The organism is Lichenicoccus sp. (genome assembly GCF_965277665.1).
Taxonomy (GTDB): Bacteria; Pseudomonadota; Alphaproteobacteria; order Acetobacterales; family Acetobacteraceae; genus Lichenicoccus.
Genome location: NZ_OZ255835.1, coordinates 184,259 through 200,964, shown reverse-complemented (window position 1 = coordinate 200,964; position 16,706 = coordinate 184,259). Strand labels below are relative to the sequence as shown.

The following is a 16,706-nucleotide window of genomic DNA, read 5'->3' as shown; positions in this document are numbered from 1 at the left end:
GCACCCGCATCGCCTGCGGGCGGAGGCACACCATGAAGACCCTGAAGGGTCCGGGACTTTTCCTCGCCCAGTTCGCCGGCGACCAGGCGCCGTTCGACAGCCTTGCCGGCATCGCGCGCTGGGCCCGCGGCAGCGGCTTCGACGGGGTGCAGGTGCCGAGCTGGGATGCCCGCCTGTTCGACCTGGGGCGCGCCGCCGATAGCGATACCTATTGCGACGAGGTCCGCGGCACGCTCTCCGACGCGGGCGTGGCCCTCACCGAACTCTCGACCCACCTGCAGGGGCAGCTGGTCGCGGCACACCCGGCCTACGACGCCAGCCTCGACGGCTTCGCCCCGCCGCAGGTGCATGGCAATCCAGCCGCCCGGCAGGCCTGGGCGGTGCAGCAGCTCCACCTTGCCGCCCGCGCCTCCCGCCGGCTCGGCCTGACCGCGCATGCGACCTTCTCCGGCGCCCTGCTCTGGCCGTACCTCTATCCGTTCCCGCAGCGCGCTCCGGGCCTGGTGCAAACCGGCTTCGAGGAGCTCGGCCGGCGCTGGCGGCCGATCCTGGATGCGTTCGACGCCGCCGGCTGCGACCTCTGCTACGAGCTGCATCCGTCCGAGGACCTGCATGACGGCGTCACCTTCGAGATGTTCCTCGATGCGGTCGGGCAGCATCCGCGCGCCAACATCCTGTACGACCCGAGCCACTTCGTGCTGCAGGTGATGGACTATCTCGGCTTCATCGACATCTACCACCAGCGCATACGCATGTTCCACGCCAAGGATGCCGAGTACAACCCGAGCCCGCGCCAGGGTGTGTATGGCGGCTACCAGCCCTGGCTGCAGCGCGCCGGGCGGTTTCGCTCGCTCGGCGACGGACAGGTCGATTTCGGCGCCATCTTCTCCAGGCTCGCCGCCTGCGACTTCGACGGCTGGGCGGTGCTGGAATGGGAATGCTGCCTGAAAGCGCCGGACGTCGGCGCGCGCGAAGGTGCGGACTTCATCCGCCGCCACATCATTCCGGTCACCGGCCGCGCCTTTGATGATTTTGCCGACAGCGGCACCGATCTTGCCGCCAACCGCCGCATGCTTGGCCTTGCGGAGACATCACCATGACCGCACGCCGCTTGCGTCTCGGCATGGTCGGCGGCGGCGAAGGCAGCTTCATCGGCGCCGTGCACCGCCTCGCCGCCCGCATGGACGACCAGTACGAGCTGGTCGCCGGCGCCTTTTCCTCCGACCCGCAGCGCAGCGCCCGCTCCGGCGAGGCGCTGCATGTGCCGGCAGACCGCATCTATGCGGATTTCGAAACGATGGCCCGGGCAGAGGGGGCTCGCGCCGATCGCATCGATGTGGTCAGCGTGGTGACGCCGAACGACAGCCACTACGTCATCTGCAGCGCCTTCCTGCGAGCCGGCATCGGCGTGATCTGCGACAAGCCGCTGACCACCACGATCGAGGATGCACGCGCGCTCCGCAGCCTGGTGCAGCAGACCGGGTTGCCATTCGTGGTGACGCACACCTATGCCGGCTACCCGATGGTGCGCGAAGCGCGCGCGATGGTCGCCGGCGGCGTGCTGGGGAAAATCCGGCTGGTGCAGGTCGAATATCCGCAGGACTGGCTCAGCGAGCCGGTGCGCAGCAAGCAGGCGGACTGGCGGCTCGATCCGGCGAAATCCGGTCCCACCGGCTGCACCGGCGATATCGGCACGCACGCCCACCACCTTGCCTGCTACGTCAGCGGCCTCGCGGTCGAGACCCTGCTGGCAGAGCTGAGCAGCATGGTGCCGGGGCGTGTGCTCGACGACAATGCCGGCATGCTGCTGCGGTTCAGGGGCGGCGCACGCGGCATGCTCTGGGCCAGCCAGGTGGCACCCGGCGATCCCAACGGCCTGCGCGCGCGCGTCTATGGCGAACGCGGCTCACTGGCCTGGGTGCAGCAGGCCCCGAACCAGTTGCTGCACACGCCGCTCGGCGACGCCACGCGCACGCTGTTCCTCGGCATGAAGGGCCTGTCCCCGGTTGCCGGCGCGCGCGTGCCGGCCGGCCATCCCGAAGGCTACCTGGAAGCCTTCGCCCAGCTCTACACCGACGCGGCCGCGGTCATCCGGGCGCACGCCGAGAGCGGCCGGGCAGAGAGCGAACTGGACCTGCTGCCGGGCATCGACGCCGGCGTGCGCGGCGTCGCCTTCATCATGGCGGCATTGCGATCCAGCCAGGCCGGTGGGGTCTGGACGGCGATCGAGGAGTGATCGCGAGCAAAGATGCAAGGGCTTTGCCCCTGCACCCCATCAAAGGCAAGCCTTTGAAATCCCTTCTTTTGAAAGAATGAGGTCTGGGGCCCCCACTGCTCCAAGACGGGGCCCCAGCGGGTCAAGGGCGGAGCCCTTGCGCTTGGTTTTGCGAGGTTCAGCGAGACGGCCAGATCCAGGCCGGAGCATCCTGCTCCGCGACGACCGTTTCCCCCAGCTCCTTTGCCAGCGCAACCGCCACCGCGTCGCCCTCGACCAGCGCGGACACCAGATCCTGGGAATGCGAGATGACCAGGATCTGCGACCGCGTGGCGGCACGAACCAGGAGACGGGCGAGGGGCAGCACCAGATCGGGGTGCAGGCTGGTCTCCGGTTCGTTGAAGACCATCAACGGCGGCGGCCGGGGCGTCAGCAGTGCTGCGATCAGCAGCAGGTAGCGCAGCGTCCCGTCCGACAGCTCGGCGGTGTGCAACGGTCGCAGCAGGCCGTGCTGCCGGATCTCGATCTCGAAGGCCCCATGGCCGACCGACACATCGATGGACGTGCCGGGAAACGCGTCTTCCACCGCGTCGGCGAGGTCGGCGTCCGCACCCACCTCCATGATCGTGGCGATCGCCGCCGCGATGTCGGCGCCGTCGGAGGCGAGTGCCGCCGTCCTGGTGCCGACCTGGCGTTGGCGGGCCGGTGCCGCGGCGTCGGTCCGGAAATGATCGTAGAAGCGCCAGGCGCGCAGGCTCTCGCGGAACTGCAGCAGCTCGATGGCGTCGCTGCTGTTCGCGCAGTGGGTCAGCATGCTGTCGTACGGCGCCAGCGCCTGCGCGGCCTCCCGCCATGCCCCGCGCCCGTCGCGGATCTGGACCGACGGGCCGTGGCGCTCGGCAAACGCGGCGCCGCGTCGCCATGTCCGCCCGGTCCACAGGCTTTCCATCTTGATCTCCGGATCGCGGTCGAACCGGGACGGAGGCACCGGCGGCGGCAGGCCGAGATCGATCGCGTAGCCCTGGTCGTCGGACGAGACGCCGAGCCGGAGGCTGACCGGGTTGCGGCGCATCGTGCCATGGACGGGTTCGATGCCCTGCCGCATGGCGCGAGAGAACGTCTCCGGGCCGGCCCAGAGCGCCGAGGACAGACCACCTTCCTGCGCGAGCGACGGGATGACACGCCCCTGTGCAACGTCGGCCAGCAGTCGGACGGCGCGATAGAGGCTGGACTTGCCGCTGCCGTTCGGCCCTGTCACGACGGTGAGCGGTCCGAGCTCGAGCCGTACGTCGCGTAGCGAGCGGTATCCCGAGATACCGAGTGTCGTGATCGGGCTCATCCCGGGGGCGGGTTTGTCTCTAAACAGGCCCCCGCCCCACCCCTACTGGCAGGCCAGGCATTCCTCGTAATCCGTGCTCGACGGCCGCGGCGCTGCGACCACCGGCGGCAGCGCTGCCTCCTTCTGCAGGATGTCGGTCTTGACCGCCATCTCGCTGACCGTGTCGGCGCGCTGGATCGACAGCGACCGGCAATAGTACAGCGACTTCAGGCCGCGCGACCAGGCCAGCATGTGGATCTGGTGCAGGTCGCGCTTGTGGATGTCGGCCGGCAGGAACAGGTTCACCGACTGGCTCTGGCAGATGTAGGGCGTGCGATCCGCGGCATGCTCAATCACCCAGCGCTGGTCGAGCTCGAAGGCGGTCTTGAACACGTCCTTCTCCTGCTGGGTCAGGAAGTCCAGATGCTGCACGCTGCCCTTGGTCAGCGTGATCGACGACCAGACCTCGTCGCGATCCTGGCCTTTCAGGGCCAGCAGCTTCTGCAGATGCCGGTTGCGCACGGTGAACGAACCAGACAGCGTCTTCTGCAGGAACACGTTGGCGGCGATCGGCTCGATGCCCGGACTGGTGGCGCCGGTGATGATCGAGATCGACGCGGTGGGCGCGATGGCGATCTTGTGCGAGAACCGCTCCATCACGCCGTACTCGGCGGCATCCGGGCAGGCGCCCTTCTCCTCGGCGAGCATGCGCGATGCCGCGTCGGCCTGGCTGCGCAGATGCTGGAACATGCGCTTGTTCCAGACCTTGGCGATCACGCTCTCGAACGGGATGTTGTTGGCCTGCAGGAACGAGTGGAAGCCCATCACCCCGAGCCCGACCGAACGCTCGCGCGCGGCCGCGTATTTGGCGCGCGCCATCTCGTCCGGGGCGCGGTCGATGAAATCCTGCAGCACGTTGTCGAGGAAGCGCATCACGTCCTCGACGAACAGCGGATGGTCCTTCCACTCGAACCAGGTCTCGAAATTCACCGACGACAGGCAGCACACCGCGGTGCGCTGCTGGCCATGCTGGTCTATCCCCGTCGGCAGGGTGATCTCGGAACACAGGTTGGAGGTCTTGACCTCGAGGCCGGCGAGCTTGTGGTGCTCCGGGCGCGCATTGTTCACGTGATCCGAATAGATGATGTACGGCTCGCCCTGCTCCATCCGCGCGGTCAGGATGCGTATCCACAGGCTGCGCGCCGACACGTGGCGGATGTGCCCGCCATCCTTGGGCGACACCAGCGCCCACTCCTCGTCGGCCGCCACCGCGCGCATGAAGCCGTCCGGGATCAGCACGCCGTGATGCAGGTTGAGCGCCTTGCGGTTCGGGTCGCCGCCGGTCGGGCGGCGCATCTCGATGAACTCCTCGATCTCGGGATGCCAGACCGGCAGGTACACCGCCGCCGAGCCGCGCCGCAGCGAGCCCTGCGAGATCGCCAGCGTCAGGCTGTCCATCACCCGGATGAACGGGATCACGCCCGAGGTCTTGCCGTTGCGGCCGACATTCTCGCCGATCGAGCGCAGGTTGCCCCAATAGGAGCCGATGCCGCCGCCCTTCGAGGCCAGCCAGACATTCTCGTTCCACAGCCCGACGATGCCCTCGAGGCTGTCGCTGGCCTCGTTCAGGAAGCACGAGATCGGCAGGCCCCGCGTGGTGCCGCCGTTCGACAGCACCGGGGTCGCCGGCATGAACCAGTGCCGCGACATGTAGTCGTAGAGGCGCTGAGCGTGCGGCTGGTCGTCGCCGTAGAAGCTCGCAACGCGGGCGAACAGGTCCTGGTAGCTCTCGCCGGGCAGCAGGTAGCGGTTGTCCAGCGTCGCCCGGCCGAAATCGGTCAGCAGCGCATCCCGCGCGCGATCCACCCGCACCTGGTGGCGGCCCGGCATCTGCACGGCGTCGACCAGCATGTCTGGATTGGCCGCCGCGAGGGTGCGGGTGTCCGGCATGGTCCCGGCTTCGTGCAAGGTCATCGGCTTCTCCGTGAGGCCCACCGACACCCCTCTCAGAAATGAGAGAAAACGCTAGATGATGGGCCCGGTTACGACGCGAACCACTAGATAAGGTTCAAGCCGTCGGTGCAAGCAGTTGATGACCGCGCAGGTTGCCGCTGTTGCAGGCGCAACACGCTGGCCGTTCGATCCCCTCTATCCACAGCCTGTGGATGGACCCGCGAATCGCGACGCGCTTCAAAGTCTGCGCCGCTGCACCTGTGTCACGTCCCGGACAGCGCCGCGGCTGGCGCTGGTGGTGAGCGCCGCATAGGCCTGCAGTGCCGGCGAGACGGTGCGATTTCGATCTGGTTGCCATCCGGCCGCACCGCGCTCGTCCATCGCGGCTCGTCGCGCCGCAAGCGCCTGATCCGACAGCGCCACCGCCAGGCGGCGCGCCGGGATGTCGATCTCGATGCGGTCGCCCTCCTCGATCAGGCCGATGGCGCCGCCCTCGGCCGCTTCCGGCGACATGTGGCCGATCGACAGCCCGGCGGTGCCCCCGGAGAAACGCCCGTCGGTGATCAGGGCGCACGACGTCCCGAGCCCCTTCGACTTCAGGTAGCTGGTCGGATACAGCATCTCCTGCATGCCCGGGCCGCCCTTGGGGCCCTCGTAGCGGATCACCACCACGTCGCCTGCCACCACCCGGTTGCCCAGGATGGCGGAAACCGCGTCGTCCTGGCTCTCGAAGATGCGCGCCGGGCCGCTGAACACCAGGGAGGCCGGATCGACGCCGGCGGTCTTCACGATCGCCCCCTCGGGCGCGATATTGCCGAACAGCACCGCGAGGCCGCCGTCGCGGCTGAAGGCATGCTCGAGGTCGCGTATCACCCCGGTGGCGCGGTCGGTATCCAGCGCGACATAGCGGCAGTCCTGGCTGAACGCCTCGGTCGTGCGCACGCCGCCCGGAGCCGCGCTGAACAGCGTGCTTGCGGTGTCGTCCGGCTCGCGGCCGGGTGCGCGGACATCCCAGCGTGCCAGCGCCTCGGCCATGCTGGCGGCATGCACGGTGGCGGTGGTGGTGTCGATCAGCCCGGCACGGTCGAGCTCGCCCAGGATCGCCATGATGCCGCCGGCGCGGTGGATGTCCTCCATGTGCACGTCGGCCTTGGACGGCGCCACCTTGCACAGGTTCGGCACCCGCCGCGACAGCCGGTCGACATCGGCCATCATGAACCCCACCTCGCCCTCGTGGGCGGCGGCCAGCAGGTGCAGCACCGTGTTGGTCGAGCCGCCCATGGCGATATCGAGCGACATCGCGTTCTCGAACGCCGCCATGGTGGCGATCCCGCGCGGCAGGGCCGCGGGGTCCTCCTGCTCGTACCAGCGCCTGGCGAGGTCGACGATGGTCCAGCCGGCCTCGACGAACAGGCGCTTTCGGTCGGCGTGGGTGGCGAGCAGGCTGCCATTGCCGGGGAGGGCCAGACCCAGCGCCTCGGTCAGGCAGTTCATCGAGTTCGCCGTGAACATGCCCGAGCAGGAGCCGCAGGTCGGGCAGGCCGACCGCTCCATGACGTCGCTCTCGGCGTCGGTCACGTTCGGGTCGGCGCCGGCAACCATGGCGGTGATCAGGTCGGCGCGGCGGATGCTGCCCTCGGCCATGATCTTGCCGGCCTCCATCGGCCCCCCGGAGACGAACACCGCCGGGATGTTGAGCCGCATCGCCGCCATCAGCATGCCGGGCGTGATCTTGTCGCAGTTGCTGATGCAGACCAGCGCGTCGGCGCAGTGCGCGTTCACCATGTATTCGACGGCATCGGCGATCAGCTCGCGCGACGGCAGGCTGTACAGCATGCCGGAATGGCCCATGGCGATGCCGTCATCGACCGCGATGGTGTTGAACTCCTTGGCAACCCCGCCGGCCGCCGCGATCTCGCCGGCCACCAGCTGGCCGAGATCCTTGAGGTGGACGTGGCCGGGCACGAACTGGGTGAAGGAGTTGGCGATGGCGATGATCGGCTTGCCGAAATCCCCGTCCTGCATGCCGGTCGCCCGCCACAGGCTGCGGGCGCCGGCCATGTTGCGTCCGTGCGTGGTGGTGCGGGAGCGGTATGCGGGCATCGGTCGGGTCCTGGCCTGGTCGCGCCCGGAAAGCAGGGGCGCTGAGACCGGTAGTGTTAGGCCAACCCGGCGCGAGGGTGAACCGCTTTCCGGGGATGCCTGCTGCACGCCCCGGAGTCGGCTTCTGCCCGATCGACGTAGGATCGACCTCCGGGTTCTTGACCCGGCGAAAGAACAAAGTGAAAACGACTGATGTCGCAAGTCGCCAATGACCCGGCCGATCTGTTCCGGCACGTGAGCGCGGAAAAGGCTAAGTTCTACCGCTGAATCATGGACGTCTTCGCCGCGGCCAAGCGGCAATATCGGTTGCAGTTGCGGCTGGACGAAGTGCTCGCCGGAGGCGACTGGCCGAACCGACCGCGCATCGAGGAAGTGAACGCAGCGCTCGGACAGCTGGCGGAATGGGGAAATCTCGAATCCCAACACGACACGGCGCGGGTCTCCAGCCTCGGCGATTTCTACCGCGCCCGCTTCCTCTACCGCCTGTCTCAGGGAGGCGAGGCGGTGGAATCGGCCTTGGCCGTGTTCGCGCGCACCTTGCAACGCCGCGCCGAACTGCAGACGGTGGCGCTCGAAGACATCGCGAGCCAGTTGCAGGCCCTGCACGCGCTGGCCAGCGCAGCCGAAACCGACATCGCCAAGATCCACGAGACGCTGCGTGATCTGGTGCGCGTCTTCGAAGGCCTCGCCGAGAACGCGCAGGCGTTCATGGCGGGCGTCGTCCGCAGCATCGAGCTGCAGCAGGCCGAAGCCGGCGCCATCGCCACATACAAGACGCGGCTGATCGAGTATCTGGAGCGATTCATGGGAGACCTGGTGCGCCGCTTCGACACCATCGCCCGTCTGATCCTGGCCCTGGAGCCCGGCATCGACGCCTTGCTGGGCCATGTGGCCGAACGCGAGGCGCGCGACGCGGCGCCCGGTGACGCGCGAACCCAGGCCGCTTAGCAAAGCCGCACCCTGCAGGCGTGGCGAGAGCGCTGGCGGGGCCTGCGCGGCTGGTTCCTCCCCACAGGCCACGAGCCGCCGCAAGCGGAGCTTCTGCGGGCCCGGGCACGGTCCGCGATCCCGCAATTGCTGGCTACGATCGCCGCTCTCAATGAGCGGCGCAGCGGCCGCAGCGATCGGTCGGCGGATTTTCGCGTGCTCGCTGGCTGGTTTGCCGCTTGCGGCGATGACGGCGAGGCGCACCGGCTTGCGCGTGCCGCCTTCGCCCTCAATCCGGCGAGGCACTTCTCGCTCAACACCGATGCCGAAGCAGACCCGCCGGCAAGCACGGCGTGGGCGGACGCCCGGCCGCTGAGGATCCACCCCCGTCTGCGTGAATACGGCGAAGCCGCTCCGCGCGGACCGCTGCCCCGGGTGCGGGATCGCGCCGACGATCGCGCGACCCTAGCCCGACAGTTCGCGGAGGAAGCGGCTCAGGTGGAAGCGGCGCGCAGGCGTCTTGCCACTGGTCGGCCGGCGCGACTGTCGGACCTGGAGGACCTCGACCTGCATGCCTTCGGCCTGTTCCTGAGCCTGCTCGGAGAAGCGCTGAGTGAACAGACCCGGCCGGAGGCGACTGTGCAACGGCAGACCAGCGACGGCCTGGTGCACATTCACCTGCAGCCGCTTGCCCCGGACAGTCACGCCAGGATCGCCACGCCGCGCGGAGTCTTCGCCGGACGTGATCATATGATCACCATCACGCCCTTGGACGGCCGATGACGGAAGCGGACGGCTATGGCGACGAGAGCGGCCTCAGCCGACAGCAGCAACGCGTCCAGCGCGAGGAATTCCGTGCCTGCGTGCGCGCCCTGTTGATGACCCCGTTGATGAGCCCGTCCAATGATGATTTCGCCGCAATACGCCGCCAGAGCGAGGCGTTGCGCGAGTGGTTCCTGCGCGAGACAGGCTGGATCTTGCAGGTGGAGCGCGAGGGCGCGCGGCTGTACAAGCGCCCCGGCAAGCAGTCGCATGGTCTCCGGCGGCGGCAGCTGCATCTTGAGGTTCCGCGCGCCGGTCACCGGATCGCGTTCGATCCATGGGGGCGCCGGCGCCTTGGGATCGTTGGCGGTCGCGAGAGCGGCGACGAACTGCGCGCCGACCTGCACCAGGGCCTGCAAGGGATCCGGGGCCTGCAAGGGATCGGAACTTTGCTTGAGCGACGGTTCGACCGATGCGACGTCGGCAAGTGTCCCCGCCGCATCCATCGTGGTGGCAGCTTCGTCGTTGGCGACACCGGCCGCTTCCTCGACGGCCGTCACGGCCTCGCCCTCGCCCAGCTCTGGCCGGTGACGCTTTCCACGTCCTTCACGAAGCGGTTGAGGCGCGAGCCGCCAAGCGAAATCTCGCCGTTGCCACCGTCGAGAATGCCCGCCGACAACGAGCGTTTGAACGCCAGCACCGACAGCATGCCTTCCTCGATGGTGCCCTTCGCCACGAAATTGCTGACCCGGACCGGGCGTTTCTGGCCCAAGCGATGGATGCGCGCGATACGCTGCTCGAGAACCGCCGGATTCCACGGGAGGTCCATGTTCACCAGCGTCGAGGCATGCTGCAGATTGAGGCCGGTGCTGCCGGCATCGGTCGACAGGAAGCGGGTCCTGCGCCAGCGAACGACGATCCTCCTGACACTCTCGGCATTGTCCTCGTGGTGCACCATCTGCATCTCGGTCATCGGCATCAGCAAGTTCTGGTCGGTCCGGCTGGGGAGTTGCCGCAAGACCTACGACCTGCGGCGGCGGATCATGATCGGCGACAGCGTCTGGCCGGCTTTTTCGAGCCCGGTATAGCCGGTGACGCGGCCGGCTTCGTCCTTTACCGAGGCTCATATCGGAATTCGCCTACAGCACCTTGTCAGACTCCGGACCCATCTCGATCAGCGCGAGGGCTTGGGTCAGCGCGGGGTTGTCGTGGTCTTCCCGCCAAACCATGCAGAGCTCGACAGGATCGACCGGCACGAGATCAACGATCGGGCGCAGCACGATCCCCTCGTAGCGCAGGCTCGACGCTCCCTGTGGCACGAGAGCGATTCCAAGACCTGCCCGCACGAGAGCGAGGACGGAATGGATCTGGCTGATGTGCTGGACGAATCGAGGGCTGACCCGGGCGCGGCTGAAAATACCCACAAGAAGGTCGTAGAAATACCGCGCCTCATCGGGCGAATACATCACGAAGTCTTCGTGGTTCAAGTCCTGCAGCGTCAGCTGCGACCGCATGGCCAGCCGATGCTGGGCCGGAAGAGCCGCGTGCAGCGGTTCGGCTTCCACAACCCGCCAGAGCAACCCGTCGCGCGCTACCGGTGGCCGCAGCAGACCGAGATCAAGCCGCCCGGCGATGAGGGCGTCGATCTGCACACTCGTCACCATCTCCTTGAGGCGCAGCTCGATCTTGGGCAGGCTGCTGCGACAGAGGCCGACGATTTTCGGCAGGGTGCCGTAGCCGGCGGCAGCGGTAAAGCCGATCGCGACGTCGCCGAGCGAGCCCTGGGCGACCGCACGCACCGAAAGCGCAGCATTCTCGGCCAGCCGCAGAATGGTGCGCGCTTCCGGCAGCAGTGATCGCCCCGCCGGTGTGAGCCGCACCACTCGGCTGCTGCGGCTGAAGAGAGCCGCTCCCACAGCATGCTCCAGCAACTGGATCTGCCGGCTGAGCGGCGGCTGCGTCATGTTCAGCCGGGCCGCTGCACGGCCAAAGTGGAGTTCTTCTGCCAGCACGAGGAAGCCACGAAGCTGCGGAAGGTCGAGCATCAATCCAATTCCCGCATCGATCAATACCGATTTAGTCTTAGACCTATGTCGATCGGCCGCCTAGGGTTTCCCTCAGGACGCGAACCAAGGGAGGCCAGAGCCATGAGCACCTACAACCCGCAGGAGATGGCGGCCGCGATCGGCAGCGGCCTCCTGTCCTTCCCGGTAAGCCACTTCGACGACAGGCTCGCGCTCGATCTGTCGCGGTTCCGCGAGCACCTCGGCGTCCTGCTCGAGCATCGGGCGGCGGGCCTGTTCGCCGCCGGAGGAACCGGCGAATTCTTCTCGCTGACCCCCGGTGAGGTGGCGCTCCTGGTGAAAGCCACCGTCGAAGAGGTGGGCGGCAAGATCCCGGTGATCGCGCCGGCAGGGTATGGGACGGTGATGGCAAGCGAACTCGCCCGGTCGGCTGAGGAAGCCGGGGCCGATGGCATCTTGCTCCTCCCACCCTACCTCACCGACTGCGATGCAAGCGGTCTTGCGGACCACGTCGCGCGTGTCTGCGCGGCAACCAGGCTGGGCGTCATCTTCTATAGCCGGGCCAATGCCAAGCTCGACGACACGACCTTGGCCCGCCTCGCAGACCGTTGCCCGAACCTGGTCGGCTTCAAGGACGGTGTCGGCGACATCGAGATGATGACGCGGATCTATGCCCGGCTCGGGGACAGGTTCACCTATGTCGGTGGACTGCCGACGGCCGAGACATTCGCGCTGCCCTACTTGGAAATGGGCGTGACAACCTATTCCTCGGCAATCTTCAATTTCATGCCGGTTTGGGCACAGGATTTCTACGCAGCGGTACGCCGACGCGACCACGCGACCGTCTATCAGGAACTGCGGGATTTTGTCCTGCCATACATCGCCTTGCGTAATCGCCGGAAGGGCTATGCGGTCTCAATCGTGAAGGCCGGAATGCGTGTGATCGGACGGCCTGCCGGCCCGGTGAGGTCTCCCCTCACGGATCTCACCTCCGAGGAGTTCGAAACCCTGTCAGGTCTCATCGGGTCCCGTTCCTGATCGAGCGGCCACCGCAGAGCGGTTGCGTCGGACGAGACGTCCGTGAGGGACATGACAGCAGGGAGTGCCGCAGGCCGTCCGCCGATCGACGAAAAGGTCCGAGGGATAAAAAGAATGGCGAGCTACATAGTGGCCGCAGGCTCCACAAGGCGCAGCAACATCCGATATACGATCGTCGCCATGCTCTTCCTGGTGACGGCGATCAACTATGGTGACCGCGCCACCATGTCCATGGTCGGCGCACCGATGTCCAAGCAGCTCGGCCTGGGTTCGGTCGGGCTCGGCTACATCTTTGCATCATTCTCCTGGGCCTATGTCATCGGCCAGATCCCCGGCGGTTGGCTGCTCGACCGGTTCGGATCGCGGCGGGTCTATTTCTGGAGCATCCTGACCTGGTCCGGCGTCACCCTCCTGCAGGGTTTTGTCGGCCTGCTGCACGGCATCGGGCTGGTGGTCACCACGCTCGTCCTGCTGCGCTTCCTGGTGGGCCTCGCCGAGGCGCCGAGCTTCCCGGGCAACAGCCGGATCGTCGCCGCGTGGTTTCCCGCCAACGAGCGCGGCACCGCGTCGGCGATCTTCAACTCGGCGCAGTATTTCGCGACCGTGCTGTTCGCGCCGATCATGGGCTGGATCATCCACGCCATCAACTGGCAGTCGGTCTTCTTCGTGATGGGGGGAGCCGGCATCCTCGCGTCAATCGTCTGGCTGCGGGTGATCTACGATCCTGACAAGCATCCATCGGTCAACAAGGCGGAATTCGCCTATATCGAGCAGGGCGGCGCCCTTGTGCGCATCGATGCGGCGCAGGGAGCGACAGCCGCCGGCCGGCCGCGGGCCTTCCGATGGAGCACGGTCCGGCAACTCTTCGCCTCGCGCATGATGGTCGGCGTCTTCATCGGCCAGTACTGCATCAACGCGCTCACCTATTTCTTCATCTCCTGGTTCCCGGTCTATCTCGTCCAGGTTCGCCATATGTCGATCCTCAAGGTGGGCGTCGTCGCGGCGATCCCGGCAATGTGCGGCTTTCTTGGTGGCATCCTCGGCGGCCTGGTCTCGGACGGCCTGCAGCGCCGGGGGTACTCCCTCACCGTTTCGCGCAAGCTGCCGATCGTGGCCGGCATGTTGCTCTCGACCAGCATCGTGGTCGCGAACTACGTGGCGCTCGACGCCGTGGTCATCGCGGTGATGGCGCTCGCCTTTTTCGGCAAGGGGGTCGGCGCCCTCGGCTGGGCGGTCATGGCCGATATCGCACCGAAGGAAATGACCGGCGTCTGCGCCGGTGTCTTCAACATGATCGGCAATCTCTCGGGGGTCGTGACGCCGATCGCGATCGGCTACATCGTCCAGGGAACCGGGTCCTTCGATGGCGGCCTCGCGTTTGTCGGCGCCCATGCGGTCCTTGCCGTCATGAGCTATCTCGTGATCGTCGGTCCCATCAGGCGGCTGGAGCTGCGCTGATGGCGGAGAGATCTGCCATGGTCGAGCCACGCAACCCGATCGTCCTCCGCCTCGATGCGTCCGACAACGTGGCTGCCATCGGCAACAGCGGCGGCCTTCCCGCCGGCACCCATCTTTCGGGCGGGCAGATCCTGCGCCGCCCGGTGCCGCAGGGCCACAAGGTGGCGCTCTGCGACATTGCCGAAGGCGAGCCGATCCGGCGCTATGGCGCGGTGATCGGCCATGCCGCCCGGCCGATCGCCTGCGGCGACTGGGTCGATGGCGCGGCCCTGCTGATGCCCGCCCCGCCCTCGCTGGACCGGCTTGCGCCGCCTTCCGGGAAGCCGGGTCTGCCGCCGCTGGACGGCTATTGGTTCGACGGCTACCGCAACCTGGACGGCACGGTCGGCACCCGCAACCTGCTGGCGATCGGCACCACGGTGCAGTGCGTGGCCGGCGTGGTGGACCATGCGGCCCGGCGCATCCGCGAGGAGCTGCTGCCGCGCTACAGGAACGTCGACGGCGTGGTGGCGCTGGATCACGTCTATGGTTGCGGCGTTGCGATCGATGCGCCCGGCGCCGACATCCCCATCCGCACGCTTCGCAATATCCTGCGCAATCCGAACTTCGGCGGCAGGCCGATGCTGGTCGGCCTGGGTTGCGAGAAGCTGCAGCCCGAGCGGCTGATCGGCGCGCCGTTGCAGGACCTGCCGCTCGTCCGGTTGCAGGACGAGACGCATGTCGGTTTCGACTCGATGATCGGCGCGATCCTGCAAGCAGCCGACGGCCGTCTAGCGGAACTCGATGAACGGCGCAGGGAGCCCTGTCCGGTGTCGGACCTCGTCGTCGGCGTGCAATGCGGCGGCAGCGATGCGCTCTCCGGGATGACGGCCAATCCCGCGGTCGGCGTCGCCGTCGATCGTCTGGTTCGGGCGGGTGCCACGGTCATGTTCTCCGAGGTGACCGAAGTACGCGACGGCATCGGCCAACTGACCGCGCGCGCCGCTACCCCCGCGGTCGCCGAAGCCCTGGTTCGCGAGATGCGCTGGTATGACGCCTATCTTGCGCGCGGCGGCGTCGATCGATCGGCCAACACGACGCCGGGGAACAAGGCCGGGGGTCTCGCCAATATCGTCGAAAAGGCGATGGGATCGATCGTGAAATCCGGCACGATGCCGATCTCCGGGGTGGTGCCGCCAGGCGAGCGCGCCGAGTGCCACGGGCTGCTCTTCGCGGCGACCCCGGCGAGCGACTTCATCTGCGGAACGCTGCAGCTCGCCGCCGGCATGACCCTGCATGTCTTCACGACCGGCCGCGGCACGCCCTACGGCCTCGCCGCCGCACCCGTGATCAAGGTCGCAACCCGCAACGCGCTCGCCGAGCGTTGGCACGATCTCATCGATCTCAATGCCGGGCGCATCGCCACCGGCGAGGCGAGCATCGACGAGGTGGGGCTGGAGCTCTTCGAACTGATCCTCGACGTGGCAAGCGGTCGCAAGCAAAGCTGGGCGGAGCGCTGGAAGCTCCACAACGCGCTCGCCCTGTTCAACCCCGCCCCGGTAACCTGACCCTCCCGATCATGAGCACCCCGGACACCCCCATCGTCACCGGTATGCGGGTCATCCCGGTGGCCGGCCATGACAGCATGCTGCTCAATATCGGCGGCGCGCACAGCCCCTGCTTCACGCGCAACCTCGTCGTACTGGAGGACAGCGCAGGCCATGTCGGCGTACGCGAAGCGCCGGGCGGCGAGGTGATCCTGCGAACGCTGGAGATGGCGGCCCAGCAAGTGGTCGGCCAGTCGATCGGAAGGCTGCACCGCCTGATCTCGACCCTGCAGAGCGCGGCGCAGGGCTCCGATGTCGAGACATTCGGGCGCGGCGCCTGGACCTTCGAACTCCGTGTCAATGCCGTGGCGGCAGTCGAGGCCGCCCTGCTCGACCTGCTGGGCCAGTTCCTGGGCGTGCCGGTGGCGGAGCTGCTGGGCCCCGGCAAGCAGCGCGATGCCGTCACGGTGCTTGGCTACCTGTTCTATGTCGGCGACCACCGTCGTACCGGCCTGCCCTATGCGGAGGCCGAAGCCGGCAGCCATGACTGGTATCGGCTGCGCCGTGCCCCCGCGCTGCATACCGAGGCGGTGCTTCGTCTCGCGCAGGCCGCCCAGGACCGCTATGGCTTCAGGGATTTCAAGCTCAAGGGCGGCGTCTTTAGAGGTGAGACAGAGATCGAGACGGTCACCGCACTTGCCCGCCAGTTCCCTCGGGCCCGCGTCGCCCTCGATCCGAACGGCGCCTGGTCGCTCGACGAAGCCATCCGACTCTGTCGCGGCCTGTCCGGCGTGCTGGCCTATGCCGAGGACCCCTGCGGCCCCGAGCCCGGCTACTCGGGACGCGAGATCATGGCGGAGTTCCGTCGCGCGACAGGTCTTCCGGTGGCGACCAACATGATCGCGACCAACTGGCGCGAGCTCGTCCATGCGGTGCAACTCGGCGCCATCGACATCCCGCTGGCGGACCCGCATTTCTGGACGCTCACGGGGGCTGTGCGCGTGGCCCAGCTCTGCGATGACCTTGGCCTCAGGTGGGGCTGTCATTCCAACAACCACTTCGATATCTCGCTGGCCATGTCCACCCATGTCGCCGCGGCGGCGCCCGGTCGCCCGACGGCGATCGACACGCACTGGATCTGGCAGGAAGGCCAAGGCCTCACGCGCGATCCCCTGACAATCGTCGGTGGCGCGATCGCCGTCCCGGCTGCCCCGGGGCTCGGCATCGAGCTCGACATGGCGAAAGTCGATGCGGCGAACCGGCTCTATCGCAGCCTGCCTGGAGGCAATCGGGACGACGCGATCGCCATGCAACACCTGATCCCGGGCTGGCGCTTCGACCGCAGGCGTCCCGCCTTGGACCGCTGAACGGCAAAGGGGGTT

11 protein-coding genes and 2 pseudogenes are annotated in these 16,706 nt (G+C 67.6%); 8 read left to right on the top strand and 5 right to left on the bottom strand.

What is annotated here, in order from left to right:
- Window positions 1-32: 32 nt before the first annotated feature.
- The gene (locus tag ACQY4O_RS00925) at window positions 33-1,100 is read left to right on the top strand and encodes a sugar phosphate isomerase/epimerase family protein (protein WP_428374377.1); all 1,068 of its coding nucleotides are present in this window, start codon (window positions 33-35) and stop codon (window positions 1,098-1,100) included.
- Window positions 1,097-2,236, top strand: a complete 1,140-nt coding sequence (locus tag ACQY4O_RS00920; RefSeq protein ID WP_428374376.1) for a Gfo/Idh/MocA family protein — start codon at window positions 1,097-1,099, stop codon at window positions 2,234-2,236. The genes ACQY4O_RS00925 and ACQY4O_RS00920 overlap by 4 nt, the downstream gene beginning before the upstream one ends.
- A 157-nt stretch (window positions 2,237-2,393) precedes the next feature.
- On the opposite strand, the gene ACQY4O_RS00915 is transcribed toward ACQY4O_RS00920, so the two are convergent.
- The 3 genes from ACQY4O_RS00915 to ilvD form a co-directional block, all read right to left on the bottom strand.
- A complete protein-coding gene (locus ACQY4O_RS00915) occupies window positions 2,394-3,554 on the bottom strand; it encodes an AAA family ATPase (protein ID WP_428374375.1) in 1,161 nt (386 codons plus the stop codon).
- A 42-nt stretch (window positions 3,555-3,596) separates the two neighbouring features.
- The gene (locus ACQY4O_RS00910) at window positions 3,597-5,483 is read right to left on the bottom strand and encodes a ribonucleoside-diphosphate reductase subunit alpha (protein WP_428378061.1); all 1,887 of its coding nucleotides are present in this window, start codon (window positions 5,481-5,483) and stop codon (window positions 3,597-3,599) included.
- 240 nt (window positions 5,484-5,723) lie between these two features.
- Window positions 5,724-7,589, bottom strand: a complete 1,866-nt coding sequence (gene ilvD, locus ACQY4O_RS00905) for a dihydroxy-acid dehydratase (RefSeq protein ID WP_428374374.1) — start codon at window positions 7,587-7,589, stop codon at window positions 5,724-5,726.
- A 270-nt stretch (window positions 7,590-7,859) separates the two neighbouring features.
- On the opposite strand from ilvD, the pseudogene ACQY4O_RS00900 reads away from it, so the two are divergent.
- Window positions 7,860-9,299 (top strand): annotated as a pseudogene (locus tag ACQY4O_RS00900) (TIGR02677 family protein).
- A pseudogene (locus tag ACQY4O_RS00895) lies at window positions 9,296-9,508 on the top strand (DUF2398 family protein); the annotation flags it as partial. The pseudogenes ACQY4O_RS00900 and ACQY4O_RS00895, both read left to right, overlap by 4 nt.
- A 326-nt stretch (window positions 9,509-9,834) precedes the next feature.
- Here the strand turns inward: ACQY4O_RS00895 and ACQY4O_RS00890 are convergent.
- Both ACQY4O_RS00890 and ACQY4O_RS00885 read right to left on the bottom strand, forming a co-directional pair.
- Window positions 9,835-10,251 (bottom strand): helicase-related protein, encoded by a 417-nt coding sequence (locus tag ACQY4O_RS00890; protein ID WP_428374373.1) that lies wholly within the window; start codon window positions 10,249-10,251, stop codon window positions 9,835-9,837.
- Between the two features lie 166 nt (window positions 10,252-10,417).
- Window positions 10,418-11,323 (bottom strand): LysR family transcriptional regulator, encoded by a 906-nt coding sequence (locus ACQY4O_RS00885; protein WP_428374372.1) that lies wholly within the window; start codon window positions 11,321-11,323, stop codon window positions 10,418-10,420.
- A gap of 102 nt (window positions 11,324-11,425) precedes the next feature.
- On the opposite strand from ACQY4O_RS00885, the gene kdgD reads away from it, so the two are divergent.
- The 4 genes from kdgD (at window position 11,426) to ACQY4O_RS00865 (ending at window position 16,691) form a co-directional block, all read left to right on the top strand.
- Complete coding sequence (gene kdgD, locus ACQY4O_RS00880; RefSeq protein WP_428374371.1) at window positions 11,426-12,340, top strand: 5-dehydro-4-deoxyglucarate dehydratase; 915 nt, start codon at window positions 11,426-11,428, stop codon at window positions 12,338-12,340.
- Window positions 12,341-12,454: 114 nt separating this feature from the next.
- Window positions 12,455-13,798 carry an MFS transporter gene (locus ACQY4O_RS00875; protein ID WP_428374370.1) on the top strand — a complete coding sequence of 448 codons (1,344 nt, stop codon included), beginning with the start codon at window positions 12,455-12,457 and terminating at the stop codon, window positions 13,796-13,798.
- Entirely contained in the window at window positions 13,798-15,345 is a 1,548-nt protein-coding gene (garD, locus tag ACQY4O_RS00870) for a galactarate dehydratase (protein ID WP_428374369.1), read from the top strand. The genes ACQY4O_RS00875 and garD overlap by 1 nt, the downstream gene beginning before the upstream one ends.
- 11 nt (window positions 15,346-15,356) lie before the next feature.
- The gene (locus ACQY4O_RS00865; protein WP_428374368.1) at window positions 15,357-16,691 is read left to right on the top strand and encodes an enolase C-terminal domain-like protein; all 1,335 of its coding nucleotides are present in this window, start codon (window positions 15,357-15,359) and stop codon (window positions 16,689-16,691) included.
- Window positions 16,692-16,706 lie beyond the last annotated feature (15 nt).

What these genes read in the sequence shown, in the direction of transcription:
- ACQY4O_RS00920 (WP_428374376.1), top strand. Translation starts at nt 1,097, where the DNA reads ATGACCGCACGCCGCTTGCGTCTCGGCATGGTCGGCGGCGGCGAAGGC.
- kdgD (WP_428374371.1), top strand. Translation starts at nt 11,426, where the DNA reads ATGAGCACCTACAACCCGCAGGAGATGGCGGCCGCGATCGGCAGCGGC.
- ACQY4O_RS00885 (WP_428374372.1), bottom strand. Translation starts at nt 11,323, where the DNA reads ATGCTCGACCTTCCGCAGCTTCGTGGCTTCCTCGTGCTGGCAGAAGAA.
- ACQY4O_RS00865 (WP_428374368.1), top strand. Translation starts at nt 15,357, where the DNA reads ATGAGCACCCCGGACACCCCCATCGTCACCGGTATGCGGGTCATCCCG.
- ACQY4O_RS00875 (WP_428374370.1), top strand. Translation starts at nt 12,455, where the DNA reads ATGGCGAGCTACATAGTGGCCGCAGGCTCCACAAGGCGCAGCAACATC.
- ACQY4O_RS00925 (WP_428374377.1), top strand. Translation starts at nt 33, where the DNA reads ATGAAGACCCTGAAGGGTCCGGGACTTTTCCTCGCCCAGTTCGCCGGC.
- ACQY4O_RS00910 (WP_428378061.1), bottom strand. Translation starts at nt 5,483, where the DNA reads ATGCCGGACACCCGCACCCTCGCGGCGGCCAATCCAGACATGCTGGTC.
- garD (WP_428374369.1), top strand. Translation starts at nt 13,798, where the DNA reads ATGGCGGAGAGATCTGCCATGGTCGAGCCACGCAACCCGATCGTCCTC.
- ACQY4O_RS00890 (WP_428374373.1), bottom strand. Translation starts at nt 10,251, where the DNA reads ATGACCGAGATGCAGATGGTGCACCACGAGGACAATGCCGAGAGTGTC.
- ilvD (WP_428374374.1), bottom strand. Translation starts at nt 7,589, where the DNA reads ATGCCCGCATACCGCTCCCGCACCACCACGCACGGACGCAACATGGCC.
- ACQY4O_RS00915 (WP_428374375.1), bottom strand. Translation starts at nt 3,554, where the DNA reads ATGAGCCCGATCACGACACTCGGTATCTCGGGATACCGCTCGCTACGC.